This is a genomic window from Arcticibacterium sp., from assembly GCF_055134445.1.
In genome coordinates this window covers 1-20,435 of record NZ_JBSRVI010000150.1, presented here as the reverse complement: position 1 = coordinate 20,435, position 20,435 = coordinate 1, and the positions used below count along the sequence as shown (strand labels likewise).

Below are 20,435 nucleotides of genomic sequence, written 5' to 3'. Positions count from 1 at the left end.
AAATTTATTTTACCTCGAATTCTTCGTCTGGAATATTATTAATTTTCAATTCTGTCTTAATATTCTTTGCCTTGCCAGCTTCAGTCATAATACTTTCTGAAGGAAACATGATGCCACCTACTTTATCATATTTGCTGTGTTGATAAATAAGCTTATCTCCGTTTGAGTAGGTCAAATCTTCCTGAACCAGTAAGTTTGTTTTGGTAGAAAAATAATAATTTCTCGTAAAACCACTTTTTGATAACTCTACCTGCACCGTGTTTTCATTATTCACCGTTTTGGGACCTATCACTCTAGCTCTATAACCTTTGGCCTTATAATTCATAAATGGCAAGAACTCATCAGACAATTCTAGTTCCAACTTAGACTTTTCGAAATCACTTAATTTTTGGGTTTGGAAAGAGTTTCCTCTATTAAGTCCGCCAGTAGGTATGTGCATATTCGCTGCCGTTCCGTTCAATTCATAAAGGAAGTTTCTAGAAAGTACTGTTCTAGTTCTTAATACCTTTTTGTCTTTTACAGAAACTGCCACATTAGATTCAAAGGGCACCTTGGAGTCGTCTCCTGTCTGATGAACCTCATAAGATTCTATTTTACTATACAGATCTTCACCACCCGTGGCGTTTATGTATTTAGAGAAAAGAGAATCTACGTTTTGGGCAAAAGACCCGAGCGATATTAAAGTTAGCGTAAGTATAAAGAATGCCTGTTTTTTCATTGTTAAAAGGATTTATAAGTTCAAATTAAATATTTAAAGTTTTATCACATAACAGATTGAAACAAATCGTTCCCAATCTACCAATACTTTAAAAACGTTCTTTTGCTATAAAAAGATGCAAAGGAAGTGTTAATTACCTTATATATTTAAATATGCAAAAACTCCTCCAAGAAATATCAAATTGTCGAGTTTGTGAAAATCATTTATCTACTGGCTGTAGACCAGTCATTCAGGCTGGGAAAAGCTGCAAAATAGCCATTATTGGACAGGCTCCAGGAAGAAAAGTACATGACAGCGGCATTCCGTGGGACGACAAAAGCGGGGATAATTTAAGGACTTGGTTGGGTGTTTCTAAAGAAACATTCTACGACAAAGATATTTTCGCCCTCATACCCATGGGGTTTTGCTACCCCGGAACAGGCAAAAGTGGGGACTTACCACCTAGACTCGAATGTGCTCCTTTATGGCACGATAAACTCTGGGACTTTATGCCGGATATTAAGTTAACCTTACTTTTCGGGCAGTACGCCCAAAAGCACTATTTGGGAAACAGAACCAAGAAAACATTGACTGAAACTGTTAAAAACTTTGAGGCCTATTTGCCAGCATACCTGCCACTTCCACATCCATCACCGAGAAATAACATTTGGATGAAAAAGAATGAGTGGTTTGCAGCGGATGTATTACCCGCATTACGAGCTGAGGTAAGGGCGGTCTATTAAGCTTTTTCCAAAGCAGCGATGTCAAACTTTTTCATTTTCATAAAAGCCGCTTGAACTCTTGAAGCTTTTTCTGGGTCGGTCATGAGTTCTGACAAAATAGACGGTACCACTTGCCAGCTCACGCCAAACTTATCTTTCAACCACCCACAGTTACCTTCTTGACCACCAGCTGTAAGGTGATTCCAATAATGGTCAATTTCATCTTGGGTATCGCATGTTAAAACAATCGAAATACCTTCTGAAAAAGTAAATTCCTGCTCCAAACCACTGTCCATTACAATAAATTTCTGCCCTGCTAAGCTAAACTGTGCATGATTAATTTTACCTGCATGCACTTTGTCAGATTCGTCGTATCTACTAATCAAGTGTGTCTCAGACTTAGGAAAAATTTCACTATAAAAACCTATTGCTTCTTCCGCTCTGCCGAACTGTTCTTTTGTAAACATCAGAGCAGGCGTTATTTTTTGACCGAAATCAGCAACTTTACCAAGGGTGATTTGCCAAGAAAGCCCATATTTATCCTGAATCCAACCATATTTTTCACTCCATGGATAATTATTCAAAGGCATTAAGACTTTTCCTCCTTCTGATAATTTTTCCCAAATATCCTCCGTTTCGGCTTCTGTTTCACAAATCGTAAATAAGGAGATACTGTGATTCATTTTGAAAAATGGCCCACCATTTAATGCTAAAAAGCGTTGGTTTGCTAATTTGAATACCACCATAACACCTGCATCCGCTATAATCTCGGAATTTGGAAAAAGGGAGCAGTAAAATTTTGCGGCTTCTTTTCCATTTTTGTCAAACCAAAAACATGGACTTATTTCGTGATTCATAATATTTAAACTAGGGTTTCGGTATATTTCTTAAAATTGTTCAGAATAGCCTGCCAACCTGTCTTTAGCATCTCAGCAGAATTTTCTGTTTCGGTCTCAAAAACCTGAATGACTTTAACGCCTTGATCAGTTGACATAAACTCAACCTTCACTTTCCTTTCATCTTCTAAACCATAAGCCAATAACAGTTTCTCAGTAATGGATGTGTAAATACCTCCCAAATCAAAGCTAAAGCTCCCGTCTTTGGCAGCCAAGATGTAGCTAAACTTACCACCGACTTTAAGATCATTTGATGCAGCAGGAGTATGCCAATCATCCGAAGCATTATTCCAATTCATGATATGGCTTGGTGTCATCCAGCTTTCCCAGACCCTGTCTATGGGAATATGAACTACAGTTTCAATCAATATGCTGTCTTTATTCATTTCATACAGAATTATTTATCCTTTATAAAGGTAACCGTTTTCCTTTATTTCAAAAAAGCAATTCTTTTCCCAGCACGCTAAAGACATATTTAGCTTGAATATAAATCATCAGCTCGCCAATGCCGGCAAGCCATTAGTTTCTAAAGGCTTTCTTTTAATTCAATCCTAGTTCTTGGTAAACTTTCGGGATAGTTCTTTTGAATAAACGATATCATTTTTTCGCGAATAAAAACCCTCAAATCCCACGTTGTAGGTGAGTTTTTGGCACTTACCAAAATTCTAATTTCAACCGAAAACTCTTTGGCCTCGGTCACCTGAAGTACGTTTACATGACCATCCCATAATTCTGTACTTTCCAAAAGCTTCGTCAATTCCGTTCTGAGGGCGTCAAAGGGTACATTATAATCTGTATAAAGAAATATGGTGCCTGTGATGTCGGCAGAGTTTCTTGTCCAGTTTTGAAAAGGCTTATCTAAAAAGTAAGTAGATGGCAAAACCAACCTTCTCTTATCCCAAATTCTAACCACAACATAGGTGAGATTTATTTCTTCAATCCAGCCCCATTCCCCTTCTACAAAAACGGCATCTTCTATTCTAAATGGCTGTGTAATGGCCAATTGAATTCCCGCCAGAAGTGTTCCCATAATTTTTTGAGCAGACAAACCCAAAATAATACCTGCTACACCTGCAGAAGCAAACAGGCCTATGCCTAACTCTCTAATTTTATCGAAAGAGAGAAATATGAGGCCAACCCCAAATAAAATAACAATAAAATTGGCTAGCTTTTCTAGTAGATTAAGCCGTGTAAACACTTTACGAGACTGCAGGTTATTCTCTTGCTCTATATCATATTGGCGAAGCAATAAAGCTTTTAGCCGAGCTACAAGCTCAATTATAAACCAAGTACCACCCACAATTATCAATATATAACTGTAGTCTTTTATAAAAGAGATGAATAGACTTTCATAACTTAAGAAAACATTCAATAGGGGGTTTAAAAATATCGCTATCAAAGTGAATGCCACACTGACATAAAAGCTATTTCTCGTTTTTGTCATCATCTTAAATTTATGGAATTGTACTAAAAACAGAAAACGGTTCTTGAGAATTTGAAGTTTCTAGTCAAAGAGCAATTCCCTAAATCCCCTCTAAAAACACAATCTCATCTTTATTAACTTATCAATACCGACGATTAGAATGACTATCCCTTAAAGCGATTTTTGAAACCTATAAAATGAATAAGTGCAAAAACTGCTCACGGATGTAAGCAAATGCCAGAAAGAATGCCCCTGCCAAATAGATAGCGGATCGCAGTCGATTTTCTGAACATCAGCAGTCCTAATTTGTATAGCCCAAACCAGCAAACCGACACTTAAAATCATCAAAAATATCCTTTTCCTCGGGTAACTTTTTACAATAGAGATAATTGTCAAAATCAAAGAACTGAGCATTAATAAAGGAAGTAATTTACCGCTTGGCAATAAGAAATACAGTTGATAAAATGCCAGAACAACAATCAAAATAATCAGTATCCAATTTCTTCGCTGATTCGCCAATAAAGGCTTTCCAACAAACACGTCATAAGCACCAACTGCAATTAAAATCGCGGTAATGCCATAAGTACCATTCATATCCACATACTGAGATAGCCTGGTAAGTGATGCATGAAAAAAAGCTGAGCCAAAACACAAATACATAAAAATGGCTCCTGTAAGCATACTTAAAGCTGGAAATGATATCAACTTAATTTTAAAACTTCCGGTTAAGTTTTTCTTATCAAATTCGCCGATTTGCCAAATAATCAGCCCGAAAAAGAAATAGGAAAGATTGGAATAGGTGTTCATGGATTGATGAAAGAAAGCGGCTTCATTGTTCCATTCGCAATATTCACTCACAAGAGCCGAATGGCTCAAAACCATGCCATTCCAAACCTCACCGGTTAAAAGGTAATTGATCAGTTTCCAAAGAATTAATAACATGGCAGTACCCAACAAGGCACGCCCAAGTATTCTTAAAACATCCATGCGTTTCATATAACATTGACTTTTATAAGCCAATAATGAAAACAAGATATGATTTATTTGTCTACTAAATACCACTACATAACACAAGGAATTTGTAAAACATGAGGCTTTTTCTGAAATTGGCCTCAATATCCAATTCCCTTATGCAAAAAAAACTCGCCTTAGTCCTCATTACTATTTTGGGACTAGCTTCATGCCAACCCGAAAAAGCTAAAAGACCCAACATCCTTTTTATCATGTCGGATGATCACGCCTATCAGGCTATTTCTGCTTATGATAACACGCTGATAGAAACGCCGAACATTGACAGAATAGCCGATGAAGGCATGTTGTTTACCAATGCCTGTGTTACTAACTCTATCTGTGCTCCTTCTAGAGCCGTAATCCTTACAGGTAAACACAGCCATTTAAACGGGAAAATTGATAACAATTTCCCTTTTGATACCACTCAAATGACCTTCCCACAGTTGCTCCAGCAAAATGGTTATCAAACAGCCATGTTCGGGAAACTACACTTTGGAAACAACCCAAAAGGTTTTGATGAATTTCAAATTCTACCAGGCCAAGGCAGGTATTATAACCCAGAGTTTATTACTAAGAAAGAAGGTAAAAAGACCATCACAGGTTATGTAACAGACATCATTACGGACTTAACTATAAACTGGCTGAGCAAAGAAAGAGACCAAGAAAAACCTTTCTTTATGGCTTATCTTCATAAAGCCCCGCATAGAGAATGGCTACCAGCAGAAAGACATTACAAAGCGTTTACAAAGAAAACTTTTAAAGAACCTGCTACACTTTTCGACAATTATGAAGGCAGAGGCTCTGCTGCAAAAGAGGCAGAAATGAATCTATTGACGCACATGAACTGGGCTGGCGATTCCAAAATTTATCCTGATGTGATGGACGAATTAGGCATTCCAGAAACTGCTGGTTGGGACAAAGCTGCTTTCGAAAGAGAAGTGGGTGCCATGAATGCAGAGCAAAGAGCTGCTTGGGATAAAGTTTATGGACCTATGAACGAGGAGTTCAAAAAACAATACCCAAACATGACACAAACCGATAAAATGAAGTGGCGTTATCAGCGATACATGCAAGATTATCTGGGAAGTATCGCTTCTGTGGATGAGGGTGTAGGAAAAGTGTTAGACTATTTGGAAGAAAGCGGATTGGCAGAAAATACGATTGTGATTTATACTTCTGACCAAGGATTTTACTTAGGAGAGCATGGATGGTTCGATAAACGTTTTATATACAACGAGTCATTTAAAACGCCACTTTTAGTAAAATGGCCTAACGTAATCAAGCCCGGAACTACCAATACGCAGATGGTGCAGAACTTGGATTTTGCTCAAACCATTTTGGCTGCCGCTCAAATAGAGGCTCCATCTGACATGCAAGGCGAAAGCCTTGTTCCTCTTTTCAAAGGAGAAACTAAAAACTTTAGGGAGGCTGTTTATTACCATTATTACGAATATCCAGCGATACATATGGTAAAACGCCATTATGGTATCGTGACAGAAGATTATAAATTGATTCACTTCTATGACGACGTGGACGAATGGGAACTTTACGACCGTAAGAAAGACCCACAAGAAATGAAAAGCGTCTATAATGACCCAGCATATGCCAAAACGCTAACCAAGCTAAAATCTGATCTAGCAGACCTAAGAGTGAAATACAAAGACTCCGAAGACCTAGACAAAAAATACATGCAAATGTATAAGGACAAAAACTTTAGGCCAACTGCAGTAGGGAAGTAAGGCTGTTCCTTTTTACTAGAGATGACTTACAAAGGAAGGGTTTTGCCCTTCCTTTATTTTGTATTATTCTTTCAGACTTAAGAAGAAACTTTACTTTAAAAGCTGATAGTTATTTACCAGAACGGAAGCCGAAATATTTAGAATCCTTTCAAACTCTCTAATCATATCAACAGTAAGTCTTTTCTTTTTATTCAGCACTTCTGAGACCCTTCCTTTTCCTCCAATTATACCCACTAAATCTTTTTGTTTAAGATTCAATTCTTCCATTCTTATTTTAATAGCTTCTATTGGGTCAGGAGCTTCTATTGGGTAATATTGATTCTCATAATTATCAATCAACATAGATAATATATCTGCTTCATCACCTTCCAATGTGTTGGGTATAGCGTCAAAAATTACCTCTAACCTCTCCAAGGCCTTTTCATAATCTTCGTCGTTTTTTACTGGTCTAATATTCATAATGTCATTTATTAAATAGTGTCCGCGTTTACTTTATCATATTCCGCATGAGTTCCAATAAATCGTATAAAAGCCCATTGCCGCTCAAAGTTGAATTTCACAATTAAACGATATGAGTTTCCCTTAATATTAAACACCACTCGGCTATCTTTTAATACACTTGCACTTACATAGGTTTGTTTAATGTCATTAGGCGAAGTCCAATTGGATTTTTTCGCCGTTTCAAACCATGTCTTTAAATATGGCTCCGTATCCGTATGCTTCTCCCAAAACTCTTTAAGTACTCTTTTAGCAATGATTCTTTTCATACCCTATATCTGAACACAAAGATAATATAAGTTCTCAAAAAGAGAACTTATATTATAAAAACTATTCAGACTTTTATTCTTTATTCAACAAGACTGTTCCTCACCATCAACTCTTCCCCCTTCCTTATAAAAAGTAATTTCTAGAAGTTTTTGCCTACAATCTTCCAAAACGAAAATAGTAATATATGCCCCTAAACGATATTTTAATTCCTGACTAGTGTAAGCTTTTAATTTCAGTTCATCCAGCTCTATGGCTTTCTAACTCGCATTGTTTGATTTTTTGACTTCAATAATTAAAACATTCCGCTCATTGGTTCCACGTTGATGAATGACAATATCTGGATATATATTTAATGGAATTAATATTTCTCCATATTCTTGTACTACACCTTTACCTGAGGCCACATGCCTTTTTACTTTTAAAAGTTCGTTTCTAAGTATTTGAATTTCCTTTTTCCCTTTAAAGCAACCATCAACATTATCTATATTTAAATCATATTCACAATCCACGTGATAATCTGGAAATAAGACCTGTAAACATTCCGCAAGTTTATGTGTTATACTTCTTTCATGAGCAGCGTTTTTCAGTAGATAACCCTCCTTCTCATAAAGCATATCTAAAGCAATATCTAATCTTCTTTTTATTTCATAGTCCATTAATTTCATTACACTAGCTTTTTTGTTTAAGGAACTACACTCAATACATCTAATCGGTAGAGCTAAAACATAAGAAACAGACTGGATTCTGTTCACTCATTCAAACACTCTAAACCATTATAGTTTCGTATTTACATTTGATTATCAAAAGCCTCTTTCTTCGAACTACAACTCAAAACAATTTTTAATCCCGTATCTTCATGGCACAATTCTGGCTTTCTAATAAGCACGTGCATACTAATAAATAATTTTCGATGTTTTACTCTTTCATCATTCCGGTATATAACCGCCCGGATCATATTGAAAAACTCCTTAACTGCTTAGTCAGTCAAACCTATAATAATTTCGAGGTTTTGGTGATTGAAAGTGGGTCTACCATTAAATCAGACGAGGTTGTGGCATCTTTCGCCGATAAACTCAACATCCGATACATTTTCAAAGGAAACGATGGCCAAGGATATTCTAGAAATCGTGGTATGCAAGAAGCCCTAGGTGAGTATTTCGTCATTTTGGATTCGGACATTGTAATGCCAAATAGCTACTTAGAGACCGTAAACGAGAGCTTGAAAGTAAACTATTTAGACACCTATGGTGGACCAGACGAACTTCACCCTGAGTCTACGGATTTTCAAAAGGCCGTTAATTTCTGTATGACATCACTTTTGACAACAGGCGGAACTAGAGGAAAAAAATCAAGCATTGGAAAATACTTCCCAAGAAGCTTCAATATGGGCGTTTCTAGAGAAGTTTATGAAACCACGAAAGGTTTCAGCATTCCATTCATGGGAGAAGATATAGAATGGAGTCAAAGGATTATTGCCGCAGGTTTTAAAACAGGCTTGATAGAAGACGCCTACGTCAATCACGAAAGAAAAGGCACATTGAAAGGTTATTTTAATCAGCTTCACTTTTTTGGCAGAGCTAGAATTAACATCAGCCAGCTTATACCAGGTTCTTTTAAAATGGCTCATCTTTTACCTGTGGTCTACTGTGCTTATTCCCTCCTATTGGTACTCTTTTTTGTAGCCAATACGCCGGATACCTTACTATTAGCCCTTCCTTTTTTAGTTTATAACTTTTTGATTTTAGTTTCGGCAATTGCAGAGCATAGGCGTATAAAAATAGGTTTTACTGCAGTTTTATTGGCGAATACACTAATGCTGGCGTATTGTACTGGCATGTTGAAGGAATTTTACAAACTTTACGTTTTGAAGAAAAAACAGACTTACAAATTATGAAAGTACTCATATTAGCAGGTGGATTTGGCACAAGACTAAGCGAAGAGACGGTTGTAAAACCAAAGCCAATGGTAGAAATTGGTGGGCTACCTATTCTTTATCACATTATGAAAACTTACTCGGAGCACGGCTATAAAGAGTTTGTAATTCTGTTGGGTTATAAAGGGCACATCATAAAAGAGTATTTCACCAACTTTTTCATGCACCAAAGCAGCCTTACCATTGACCTAAAAACCAATGAAACCACGGTGCATAATAGTCAAACGGAAGATTGGAAAGTAACGCTGCTAGATACTGGCTATGAGACCATGACGGGTGGCAGAATAAAACGAGCCAAGGATTTCATTGGCAATGAACCTTTTTTATGCACATACGGAGACGGTGTGGGTGACATTAACATTAAAGCCTTAGTAAAAGCTCATCAAGAAGGTGGCAAATTATTGACCATTACCACAGTACAGCCAGTAGGAAGATATGGCATAGTGAATATTGAAGAGAATAACGACATCTCGGGTTTCATAGAAAAGCCTAAAGACGATAAAGTTTGGGTAAATGCAGGTTTCTTTGTTTGTGAGCCCGCTGTATTAGAATATATTGACAACGATCAACAAATGTTTGAACTTGAGCCAATGGAACGCTTGGCTAGTATTGGTCAAATGAAAGCCTTCAAACACAAGGGATTTTGGCATGCTATGGACACCCTTCGTGATAATAAAAAACTCAATGAACTTTGGGCTGAAGGCAACGCACCTTGGAAAACATGGAAGTAAATCAGAAGAAAATACTCATTACTGGCGGTCTAGGAAACTTAGGTTCTTGGCTTACGGAATATTTCTGCAATCAAGGATATAAGGTTACAGTATTGACTAAAAGACTCCGAAAACTGGAGTTTGATGCCTCTTTCAAAACGCTCATTTGTGATATAGGTTCTCTGTCAGACTGTTTAGAAAAAATCACCGACAAGTACCATACGGTTATTCACTGTGCGAGCATGAATGAGCACCATGATGACGCCTATCCTAAAGATGCCTTACTAGTGAACTCCTTGGGCACAAGAAATATCTTGGAAGCTTTAAAAAGTAATAAACCCGAGCATTTCATATACTTTTCTACCTTTCATGTTTATGGTAAGAATGCCGGTGAAATAACAGAATGGACAGATACAGTTCCTATGAACGACTATGGTATCACGCATCTTTTTGCGGAATATTACGTCAAACAATATCACGCAAAATTTGGTATTCCGTATAGCATCATTCGCCTTTCTAACAGCTATGGCTGCCCTAAAGACTATGATTCTTCCAAATGGTATTTGATACTGAATGACCTTAGCAAGATGGCTTTTAAAGAAAAGAAGATTGCCTTAAAAGGAAATGGACATGCATCTAGAGATTTCATTTGGATGGGCGATGTTTGCCATGTAATGGAACAATTAAGTCAAAACACACCTACTAATGATACATTTAATTTAAGCAGTGAAAAGAGTTACTCTCTTTTAGATATAGCCGAGGCTGTTCAAACCGCATATCAGAATCAATTTAGCGAACGTTTAGAAATTGAATTAAATACCAATGACCCCTATGAACCTGGCGAGCCTATGTATATAGACTCCTCAAAAATAAAAGGACTGGTAAATTATAAGGCAGAAGCCCATTTTGTGGAGGAGGCTGAAAAAATCTTTAAATTCTTAGAGCAAGAAAAAAAATAATGGCTAAAAAACTATTTGACAGATTTAAAGGGAAGAAGGTATTTATAACCGGAAATACGGGCTTTAAAGGTTCTTGGTTATCTATCTGGCTTCATGAGTTAGGAGCTGAAGTTTTCGGCTATGCTTTAGAAGCCAAAACAGACATGGACAATTTTGTCAAATGCGAGCTAGAAAGTAAAATCAGTCAGACCTACGGTAATGTTGCAGATTTGACTAAAATTCAAGCAGAACTAAACCGTATTCAGCCAGATTATATTTTTCATTTGGCCGCTCAGGCTTTAGTAATCGACTCTTATAAAGACCCAATAGAAACCTACATGACCAACGTCATGGGAACTGTCAATTTGCTGCAAGCCGCTAGAAGCTGCAAAAACTTAAAATCAATAGTGCTCATCACCAGCGATAAATGTTATGAAAACAAAGAGGTGGTTTGGGGCTACAGAGAAAACGATGAATTAGGCGGCAAAGACCCTTATTCCTCCTCAAAAGCTTGTGCAGAATTGGCCGCAAAATCATTTAGAGAATCCTTTTATAAAGACTCTCCTGTGGGCGTAGTAACCGTAAGGGCAGGTAATGTGATAGGCGGTGGAGACTGGTCTGAGAACAGATTGATACCTGACATTTTCAAAAGCATAAGAGCCAATAAAACAGTAGAGATAAGAAGCCCAAAAGCTACCAGACCTTGGGAGCACGTTTTGGAGCCACTTTCTGGCTATATGCAGTTGGCTTTATTGGCAGAAAACGCTAAGAAATATGACGGTGGCTGGAATTTTGGCCCGAGTACCTATGTGCATTATAACGTTTTAGACGTGGCTACAGAAATAGGAAAATCTACGGAGCTCATCTTTGAAATAACAGCGACCGATGCTCAATTTCATGAAGCCAATTTTTTAAAATTAGATATAACTAAGGCGGCCAATTATCTGAACTGGCATCCTCAATTAGACTTTGAGGAAACCATTAGATTTACCGTTGAAGGTTATTTGGCTCAAGAGGAACCTAATCTTTACGAGCATCGAGTGGCTCAAATAAACGAATACACAGAAACCGCTAGCAAGAATAAAACAGGCTGGGCTTTATGATTTTCAAAGAAACAAAACTAAAAGGAGCGTTCATTTTAGAACCTCAAAAAAGAGAAGACGATAGAGGTTTCTTTGCCCGAACTTTCTGTGTCAATGAATTTAAAGATCATGGTTTAGAAACTGTTTTTGTACAAGGTAACATGTCAAAAACCTTGGCTAAAAACACGCTAAGGGGTATGCACTATCAAACGGACAGTGCAGAGGAAGCCAAACTGGTGAGGTGTACCAGAGGAGCTTTATTAGATGTAATTATTGATATTAGAGAGGGTTCTCCTACTTATGGGCAGCATGTAGCAGTAGAACTTTCAGAAGATAATGCCTTTCAGGTTTATATTCCGAAAGGCTTTGCTCATGGCTTTTGCACATTGACAGATAATACCGAAATAGCTTATTTAGTTTCAGCGTTATATAGTCCAGGAAAGGAAGCCGGGATAAGATGGAACGACCCTTTCTTTGATATCAAATGGCCTTTTGTTAACCCAGATATGTCTGAAAGGGATGCTGTTTATCCTGATTTCAAAGAGCTTCCCTAAACTTTTCCAGCTCAGCAAAAAGACTATCCTTTAATTCCGAATTTACAATTCCTTCGCCTTCTTTAAAATTCTCTTTAAAAGAGGGTAATGAAAACTTTGTCACTAAGTTCCTATTAGCGAAGCTATAGGCATTAAACGCTATATCTAAAACTCTAGCTCCACCTCTAGCTCCTGTAGATGTAGCCAATAAACAAAGTGGCTTGTCATAGAAAAAACTCTTTTCTATTCTAGAAGCCCAGTCGTAAATGTTCTTATATGCCGCAGAATAAGCAGCATTATGTTCGGCAAATGATATCAGAATACCATCTGCACCTTTTAAATGCTCCTTAAACTTATAGGCTAGCGGATGAATACCATCTTCTTTTTCTCTATCCACACTAAAGATAGGCATCTCGAAATCATTCAAGTCCAAAATCTCCACCTCCACTTTTTCGATGGCATTAGCGGCATATATAGCCAAAGTTCTATTGATTGACGACTTACTACTACTCGCCCCAAAAGCCAAAACTCTTTTCATTCCCTAACTTAATTTTCAGATGGTTCTCCAGCCTTAACCCCATCATAAACAGACTTAATAGAAGACATTTCCTTGATTAAAAATTTTTGTAAAGCTTCATTAAATACAGCCTTTTCTTCTTCTGGCAAGCTGGCATAATAGGCTTTAAGTTCCTCGTTTATCACTGCCTTTTCTGCGTCATTGGCAGCATTCATGGCTCGTACGTGATATTTCTTAAAATCGAATGACATATTATTTTTTTAGTTCTATCTCTAAAGATTTATTAATAATGGCTTCTAACCTAATACCAAAATCTACTAAGGCTTTCACCTCTCCCACTCCACTGTGTCTTTCTTTATCCATAATTAAAAGACCACCCTTTCCATTAGACTCAATGTGGTAATAACTATTACTCTCAAAGAAAAGAATAAGTTCATCTGTAAAAAACCTTCTGATACCTAAAAGTTTATCTCCCCTTAAAGTAAACCTTCTGGCGAAGTCTCTGAAGGTTTTAAACTTAATTTCCTTGTACCCTCCTAGATAGTGCATTCTTTCGTAAAAATCGCCTTTATCTAATGTAAAAGCTGGAATACTATTTCTAGTATTGATGAATAACATGGTGGCATGAAGCTGCTCTTCTAAAATAAAAGCACCCTCAGAATACTCTACATCAAAGAGTTTAAAGACTTTGTCCGGATCATGAGCTTTATTATAAAGATGATCCACCTGTCTGGTTCTGAAATAATTAAAATCTCTCAGAAAGTACATATGATAATCATTTTCTGAACTGAAATACCAGCCCATACTTTCCGTAAAAGCCCCAATCTCTTTTTGACGTTTGGTCTGTATATCGGGAGCATTCACAAAGGGCACAAATTTCAAAGCTCTTCTTAAAGCAAAAGGATGGCTAGACTCTGCATTATGCAAATCCAAACCAATCACCTCAAACTCTCCGCCGTTTTTGTCAAAAACTTGCTCATAATCCCACAGATTTTCCATTACAGTGTGGTCTACGAAATTACACTCTAGCAAATCTACTACCACTCTTTCGTCTGGCTTTATAGCATCCAAAACATTCTTTAATCTATAAAAATTAAGAAAAGTACTGAAGTGTTTTACCGTAATATGCTGCTTTCCATCCTCCTCTAAATATTTGCTAACATTATTATTCTTGATATTAAAAAAGAATAACTTCACACTTCTAGTTAAAAAAACGTGCACCAACAGCGTTGTAAAAATACCAATAGCTATTCCGATGGTGAGGCTGGTCATTAATGTAACTATCACTGTTACAGAAAAAATCAACACCTGTTCCTTTCCGATTTCAGACATTCTTTTAAGCACTGTAGGCGAAGCCAACTTAAATCCTGTGAAAACCAAAATGGCCGCTAAAGCTGGAAATGGAATATTCTCTAACTGATCCTTAAAAAGCCAAATAAACAATACTAAGAAAACTGCCTGAAAGAAATTTGAGCTTCTATTGGTAGCGTTATTATTCACATTAACAGAGCTTCTTGCAATTACTGTCACCACATTCAAACCACCTAAAAAACCAGAAACTACCGTCGCAATTCCTAATGCTTTTAAGTCCTTATTGACATTGGAACGCCTTCTTTGAGGATCCAATTTATCTACCGCTTTAATAGAAAGTAATGACTCTATACTGGCTATTAAAGTAATGGTAAAAACTGCCAGTAAGAAATCTGGGCTTAATACTTTCCCAAAATCTGGTTTCGGAAAGCGAGAAAAAACGTTATCCGGAATACTTACCAAATACTCATCAGAAATGGGATTATCCATTCCTAATTTATTGGCATAGAAATAAGCAATACCTACGGATAAAAATACAATCCACATAGGTGCAGGAATAAGTTGAAAATATTTATTCCTTATTTTAGGATAGAACACCATTATTAACAGAGAACAAATACCTGCAATAGCGGCTGGATGCCTCTCTGGCATCTTTATACTTTCTAAAATGGCACTTGGAATAGAAATCAATAAAGCTAGTGGAGAACCGGACGCTTCTAAGTTTCCAATCATAATATGGAACTGCTTTGCTAAAATTATTACGCCAATAGCCGCCAACATACCTTGAATAGCGGATGATGGGAAAAAGTTTGACAGTTTACCTAAATTAACAAAGGCCAAAAGAGTAATGAGTCCTCCTGAAATGATAACAGCCGCTAATGTATAAAGGTAACCCTGATACATATCACCTTCACCAAGCACCGTGATAGCCCCCAATACTGCCACCACAAGACCATTTCCTGGTCCAGTAATAGTAACATGGGAACCGCCTAAGATAGAAACAAGAACCCCTCCGACTACTGCTGCCACCACTCCAGAAATGGGCGGTGCTCCAGAAGCTAAAGCTAGCCCTAAACCTAAAGGAAGAGCTATTAATGATACTACTAGGCCTGAAAAAATATTATTGGCAAAGCCTTCACCAAAAACGTTTTTTAAAGTCATAAATTAAATTTAAGTGGTTTTACTTATTCTTAGGTTCCGTATAACTTCTTATTTCGCCACAACCATTTTCCATTCACAGTAGTTTCTTTTATCCCCAAGAATCCTTAAAATATAAACCCCATCGCTCAATTCCGAATTTATATTAATTTTTTGAAGACTATTTTTTTGTGTCCAATGCTCTTTAAACACCAATACTCCGAGGTTATCGTAAATGAAAACATCTTCGAACTCCATGTTTTCGGCTGAAACAAACACTTCTTTTCCAGATTTTGATGGATTTGGATAACTCTCACAACTGATTTTAGACGCGGCATCCGTGAAAGCAACATTTTCATATCCCAATTCTTCGGGAATATTCTCTGTTTCGCAAGGTTCCACCTTTACTATGATTTTTTCTAGAGGGCTAAAACAGTGGCTAAGATACTCTACTTTAAACCAAAAAGATTCTGTACTAGCCTCTTTTCTATCTATCATTAAACTGTCCCCAATAATGCTAAATACCTCATCATCTTTATACCATGTATATTTCAACACGTCATCAATCACTACTGGAGAGACCGTATCCTCCGTACAAAATGTAAATTCATTACTTAAGAGAGAAAGCGAATCAACCGCGAGGACTTCTAAGATAAAAGTATCCTTTTGGCTAATACAACCCGTTATGGAATCCTGATAAGCATAATAGTACTCAAACTTACCTGCATGCTCTAAACTTACATTAGACTCCAAAGTTGTATCCGAAAGATTTTCAAACCATATAAAATTTAATGAGTCTTTAATCGGAAGCTCAAGTTCGGAGTATTGACAAATTTCTATGACTAATTTTTCAGGTTTCAGAGGTCTCACCTCAGTTTTGAAATTAAACTCTTCCGTACTTCTAGCACAAGTTCCGCCATTTTCAGCTTCAAAAACCATCCTTATTCGGTAATCAGCGTCCAAGAAGATACTTTCTTTCAAATCATAAAAGCTCAATATCCGTGTAGAATCAAGTCTAAAGATGGTATCCAAAGTCACCCAAGACCTTTCTGGCTGTACCTGGAGTTGATACTCTTTAACCTGTCCTTGTATGTCCAAGCTGTCAAGGTTTACTCGCCAAACATCATCCGTACAATAGTACTGAGCATTAAGGCTGCCTTTGATTTCATTGACTAATAAATAAGCTGCGTTTGAAGTTTCTATGCCGGTGGAATCACTCACTTTTACCCTAAACTGGGTCTTATGTGGATTCTCGGCCGAACCAATTTTTGAGACTAAAAGCGAGCTGCTTGTCTCTCCTTCCATTTCTCTAAACAAAGAATCTCCTGGCACTTTCCTTTCCCATAGGTACACTAAACTTCCTAATCCTTTTCCATTAGCAGGGAACCTCACACTGTTTCCCTCACAGTCGGCTCTATCTTCCAATGCCTTTTTAAAGCCAAGTGTGCCCCGAATAAATGAGATAATTAAAGTTCTATCACTTTCGCAAGCAAAGTCACTCGACTGAGAAACATAGTGTTTATATTCGTCGATCTCCGTATAATAGGGATTTTGTGTTTCAAATTTCTTACCTGTTCTGGAAGTAAACCAGTGCAAGTTTTCACCATTGGCGTCAAAAAGCAAGGTCTGCCCTTCGTCCACAAACTGTGGTGTGGTACTGGCAGGTGCCTCTGGTTTAGGGTGTATAATCACTGTGTATTTCGCTTTTGGACTTTCACAATCCTCTTTTGAAATCTCGGTAAACCACCATTCATAAGTTCCAGCTTCATCAGAGCTTGGTTTTGGGGCTTTTTTGAATCCTACAGCCTCCTTATTGGTGGCGATATACCATAGTTCGTCATTCGGCTTTCCATTAAAAGAAAGTGTCTTTGTGGTTTTTCCTTGACAGTACTCCTCCAATAAATCAGGTGGCCTATTGGGGTATGTGCCAACCTTAAGAAGTGTTTGATCCGTATTTTCGGTACACTCAAATCCTCCTGTATTAAAGACTAGGCTACACCTATACTTTCTTGTATCATAAATCTGGATATTTTTGATGGTCATATTTGGGCTCTTTGAACCAGTCGTTCTAAAATCATCAGAAATGTCAATCCACTTATCAATCACATCATCTCTAATTTGCCATTGAAATGACATAATATCGCCCGTAGTTCTTACATAATCGTACAAGCGAAATTCGAAATCAGTACCAACACAGGTTTCTATATTTGGCAAGGTTCCTTCAATTACATTTGCATAAAGGACCCGTTCATAAGTTTGAATATAACTCAGAGAATCGCTCATTCTACATCTATACTCAGATAAAACAGGGTTATCATTATCCCCTACCGCAGATACTCGCAGATTTGGAGTCAATGTATACTTTATTCCTTCATCATCATCTTTCAAATCCGTAAACTGTGTTTCTCCCGGTCGTTTTCGTTGCCACTGATAAAATATTGTCCCTGCTCCTATTGCCTCGACAGAAAAGTAGACCGAGTTCCCTTCACAATCATACTGGTCCATGGGTTGATTCACAATAGTTAACGGGCTATAAACTGTAGCATTGACTTCAATTCTTGGGCTTTCACAGGTACTATTCGACTGACTTACATAATAAGTATAATCGCCAATTTCTGTTTCTATAGGAGCAGAAACCAAACTGGTATCAACCGTAGCCGAAGCATACCATTTCAAATTAGTTCCAACTGCCGAAAACGTTAGCATATCGGGTTGAATCGCACTTATTGGCGTAGTGTTAACCGGCGGTTCATATCCTGGGATGGCATTAATATTTGACGTAGCGGTGTAATTACCACAAGCACTACTGCAGGTAGCGATATAAGACGCTGAAACTGTAACTTCAATGGTTCTTGTTAGCCCTTCTTCTCCGTCAGACCAAGTTAAAATGCCTCCACAACTAGATGCTCTAAGCATAACAGAATTTCCGACACAAACTGTAGAATCTGATATATTCAATTCTACTTCAGAAGAAGGTAAAACTTGAATTTCAAAAGCCTCTGAAGTGGCTTTATTACAATTGGTCAGCTCACAGTCATAAATAGCTCTATAATAAACCGTGATGGTAGTTGCCTCGGTATTTTCTACACCTGAAATAACGTTGGTCAATGATGAACCAGAAATATCTTCCCAGAAAGAAGAACCCGATGCCGAGGACTTCAAATTCCGCTGCCAGATGACATTACATACCCCAGTACCACCTGAAACAATGCCGGTAAGTGTAAAACTTTGATTAGCACAAATGATGTTTTCTGAAGAGCTTACTTCTATAGAAGGATCCTCCACAATTTGGATGGTAGAGATATTCGAATAAACCACAGCACCGCATTCATCCAATATTTTTCTTCTATAACAAGTCGTTTTTTGAATGGTAGAAGGGTTAAAAGTTAAGCCTGTTTCCTCAGAAATTGCACTCCAAGTTGGACTTAAAGCGGAACAATTTTCAGACATCTCCCAGGAGATAGTTAAAACTCCTTTCCCTCCAAAAGGGTCGCTTTCACTACTTATAGTACTCGGATTAAAGCCTGCACAGTTTATCTCGTTATTAATATCTATACTTCCTGGGAACAATTCTGGATAACCTTGTATCTCAATGGTATTTGAAACTGGACTGGTACAAGAATTAGTGGTACAAGTAGCCGAATAAGTCACCCGTGATGTAGGTTTTACTATAATTTCAGCAGTATTCTCACCAGAACGCCACAGGATATCACCTGAGCAAGCTGTAACATTAAGCGTCACCGAATCACCATAACAGATCTCCATTTTAGTAGCCGTAATGATAGGAGCAGAAATACCAGGACGTACCGTGATTTCCACCGAATCTTTGGTCGTAACATCGCAGCCTTCTGTGGAACATGTAGCCACCAAGTATCCTGAAACCGTTGGATTGAAAACACGCAAGGAATCTGAACTACCATCAAACCATTGAAGGTTCCCGAAGCAGCCTTTGGCTGAAACGTTGATACTTTCTCCTTCACAAATATCAAGCTTGTCCGAAGTCACATTGACCACAATACTGGGTGCTACCTTAATTTCTAGGGAATTTGAAGTGGCTTTATTACAATTGGTCAGTTCACAATCATAAATAGCTCTATAATAAACCGAGATTTTAGTTGCCTCAGTATTTTCTACACCTGAAATAACGTTAGTCAAAGCTATTCCTGGTATATCCTCCCAGAAAGAAGATCCCGAAGCCGAGGACTTCAAATTCCGCTGCCAGATGACATTACATACCCCCGTGCCTCCTGAAACATTTGCAGTAAGTGTAAAACTTTGATTGGAACAAATGCTAGTTTCAGATGAGCTTACTGCTATAGTGGGATCATCGGCAATTTGAATCGTAGATATATTGGAATAAACAATATCACCACAATCATCCACTGTCTTTCTTCGGTAACAGGTTGTTTTTTGAATGGTAGAAGGGTTATAAGTTAAACCCGTCTCGTCTGAAATCACAGACCAAGAACTACCATTGGAACAATTCTCCGACATCTCCCAAGAAATACTTAAAACTCCTTTTCCTCCCGAAGGACTTGTTGCATTTGAAATGGTAGACGGATTAAATCCAGCACAATTCACATCTGTGGACTGCGAAACACTCCCAGCTATCAATTCTGGATAACCTTGTACCTCAATGGTATTTGAAACTGGACTGGTACAAGAATTAGCCGAACAAGTAGCCGAATAAGTCACGAGTGAAGTCGGTTTTACTATAATTTTAATAGTATTTTCACCAGAACTCCACAGGATATCACCTGAGCAAGCTGTAACATTAAGTGTCACCGAATCACCATAACAGATCTCCGTTTTAGTAGCCGTAATGATAGGAGCAGAAATGCCAGGACGTACCGTGATTTCTACCGAATCTTTGGCTATTGTAGAACAACCCGTTATAGAACATTTAGCTACTAAATATCCTGTGATTGCCGGACTGAAAACACGCAAGGAATCTGAACTACCATCAAACCATTGTAAATTCCCTAAACAACCTTTGGCTGAAACGTTGATACTTTCTC

At 37.7% G+C, this 20,435-nt stretch carries 19 protein-coding genes; 7 read left to right on the top strand and 12 right to left on the bottom strand.

Annotated elements, in window-relative coordinates:
• Positions 1–4 precede the first annotated feature (4 nt).
• A complete protein-coding gene (locus ACTBZY_RS19445) occupies positions 5–718 on the bottom strand; it encodes a hypothetical protein (protein ID WP_463048033.1) in 714 nt (237 codons plus the stop codon).
• 152 nt (positions 719–870) lie between these two features.
• On the opposite strand from ACTBZY_RS19445, the gene ACTBZY_RS19440 reads away from it, so the two are divergent.
• On the top strand, positions 871–1,440 hold the full coding sequence (locus ACTBZY_RS19440; protein ID WP_463048032.1) for a uracil-DNA glycosylase family protein: 570 nt from the start codon (positions 871–873) through the stop codon (positions 1,438–1,440).
• Here the strand turns inward: ACTBZY_RS19440 and ACTBZY_RS19435 are convergent.
• From ACTBZY_RS19435 to ACTBZY_RS19420, 4 genes are all read right to left on the bottom strand, one after another.
• Positions 1,437–2,276 carry a VOC family protein gene (locus ACTBZY_RS19435; RefSeq protein WP_463048031.1) on the bottom strand — a complete coding sequence of 280 codons (840 nt, stop codon included), beginning with the start codon at positions 2,274–2,276 and terminating at the stop codon, positions 1,437–1,439. The two genes, ACTBZY_RS19440 and ACTBZY_RS19435, sit on opposite strands and share 4 nt — an antisense overlap.
• 5 nt (positions 2,277–2,281) lie before the next feature.
• On the bottom strand, positions 2,282–2,701 hold the full coding sequence (locus ACTBZY_RS19430; RefSeq protein WP_463048030.1) for an SRPBCC domain-containing protein: 420 nt from the start codon (positions 2,699–2,701) through the stop codon (positions 2,282–2,284).
• Between the two features lie 140 nt (positions 2,702–2,841).
• Positions 2,842–3,762 carry a mechanosensitive ion channel family protein gene (locus ACTBZY_RS19425; protein WP_463048029.1) on the bottom strand — a complete coding sequence of 307 codons (921 nt, stop codon included), beginning with the start codon at positions 3,760–3,762 and terminating at the stop codon, positions 2,842–2,844.
• A gap of 147 nt (positions 3,763–3,909) precedes the next feature.
• Positions 3,910–4,734 (bottom strand): ceramidase domain-containing protein, encoded by an 825-nt coding sequence (locus ACTBZY_RS19420; RefSeq protein WP_463048028.1) that lies wholly within the window; start codon positions 4,732–4,734, stop codon positions 3,910–3,912.
• 134 nt (positions 4,735–4,868) lie between these two features.
• Between ACTBZY_RS19420 and ACTBZY_RS19415 the strand changes: the two genes are divergently transcribed.
• On the top strand, positions 4,869–6,488 hold the full coding sequence (locus ACTBZY_RS19415; protein WP_463048027.1) for a sulfatase family protein: 1,620 nt from the start codon (positions 4,869–4,871) through the stop codon (positions 6,486–6,488).
• Positions 6,489–6,578: 90 nt separating this feature from the next.
• Here ACTBZY_RS19415 and ACTBZY_RS19410 read toward each other — a convergent pair whose 3' ends face one another.
• From ACTBZY_RS19410 to ACTBZY_RS19400, 3 genes are all read right to left on the bottom strand, one after another.
• A complete protein-coding gene (locus ACTBZY_RS19410) occupies positions 6,579–6,947 on the bottom strand; it encodes a helix-turn-helix domain-containing protein (RefSeq protein ID WP_463048026.1) in 369 nt (122 codons plus the stop codon).
• Positions 6,948–6,958: 11 nt separating this feature from the next.
• On the bottom strand, positions 6,959–7,255 hold the full coding sequence (locus ACTBZY_RS19405) for a type II toxin-antitoxin system HigB family toxin (protein ID WP_463048025.1): 297 nt from the start codon (positions 7,253–7,255) through the stop codon (positions 6,959–6,961).
• A 258-nt stretch (positions 7,256–7,513) separates the two neighbouring features.
• Positions 7,514–7,921 carry a hypothetical protein gene (locus ACTBZY_RS19400; protein WP_463048024.1) on the bottom strand — a complete coding sequence of 136 codons (408 nt, stop codon included), beginning with the start codon at positions 7,919–7,921 and terminating at the stop codon, positions 7,514–7,516.
• 245 nt (positions 7,922–8,166) lie between these two features.
• Here ACTBZY_RS19400 and ACTBZY_RS19395 point away from each other — a divergent pair, with 245 nt between their 5' ends.
• The 5 genes from ACTBZY_RS19395 to rfbC are packed head-to-tail and all read left to right on the top strand — an operon-like array spanning position 8,167 to position 12,473.
• Positions 8,167–9,150, top strand: coding sequence for a glycosyltransferase family 2 protein (locus ACTBZY_RS19395; RefSeq protein ID WP_463048023.1), 984 nt, complete (start codon positions 8,167–8,169; stop codon positions 9,148–9,150).
• Positions 9,147–9,920: a glucose-1-phosphate cytidylyltransferase gene (rfbF, locus tag ACTBZY_RS19390; RefSeq protein WP_463048022.1), complete on the top strand. Its 774-nt coding sequence runs from the start codon at positions 9,147–9,149 to the stop codon at positions 9,918–9,920. The genes ACTBZY_RS19395 and rfbF overlap by 4 nt, the downstream gene beginning before the upstream one ends.
• Positions 9,911–10,858 (top strand): NAD-dependent epimerase/dehydratase family protein, encoded by a 948-nt coding sequence (locus ACTBZY_RS19385; protein ID WP_463048021.1) that lies wholly within the window; start codon positions 9,911–9,913, stop codon positions 10,856–10,858. Before rfbF ends, ACTBZY_RS19385 begins: the two co-directional genes overlap by 10 nt.
• The gene (gene rfbG / locus ACTBZY_RS19380) at positions 10,858–11,940 is read left to right on the top strand and encodes a CDP-glucose 4,6-dehydratase (RefSeq protein ID WP_463048020.1); all 1,083 of its coding nucleotides are present in this window, start codon (positions 10,858–10,860) and stop codon (positions 11,938–11,940) included. Before ACTBZY_RS19385 ends, rfbG begins: the two co-directional genes overlap by 1 nt.
• Positions 11,937–12,473 carry a dTDP-4-dehydrorhamnose 3,5-epimerase gene (rfbC, locus tag ACTBZY_RS19375; protein WP_463048019.1) on the top strand — a complete coding sequence of 179 codons (537 nt, stop codon included), beginning with the start codon at positions 11,937–11,939 and terminating at the stop codon, positions 12,471–12,473. The genes rfbG and rfbC overlap by 4 nt, the downstream gene beginning before the upstream one ends.
• On the opposite strand, the gene ACTBZY_RS19370 is transcribed toward rfbC, so the two are convergent.
• The 4 genes from ACTBZY_RS19370 to ACTBZY_RS19355 all read right to left on the bottom strand — a co-directional run.
• Positions 12,457–12,990, bottom strand: coding sequence for an NADPH-dependent FMN reductase (locus ACTBZY_RS19370; RefSeq protein WP_463048018.1), 534 nt, complete (start codon positions 12,988–12,990; stop codon positions 12,457–12,459). The two genes, rfbC and ACTBZY_RS19370, sit on opposite strands and share 17 nt — an antisense overlap.
• Positions 12,991–12,998: 8 nt before the next feature.
• Positions 12,999–13,220: a hypothetical protein gene (locus tag ACTBZY_RS19365; protein ID WP_463048017.1), complete on the bottom strand. Its 222-nt coding sequence runs from the start codon at positions 13,218–13,220 to the stop codon at positions 12,999–13,001.
• Between the two features lies 1 nt (position 13,221).
• Entirely contained in the window at positions 13,222–15,441 is a 2,220-nt protein-coding gene (locus ACTBZY_RS19360) for a SulP family inorganic anion transporter (RefSeq protein ID WP_463048016.1), read from the bottom strand.
• Positions 15,442–15,489: 48 nt separating this feature from the next.
• Positions 15,490–20,435: T9SS type A sorting domain-containing protein (locus tag ACTBZY_RS19355; RefSeq protein ID WP_463048015.1), on the bottom strand; the 4,946-nt coding region annotated here is incomplete at its 5' end.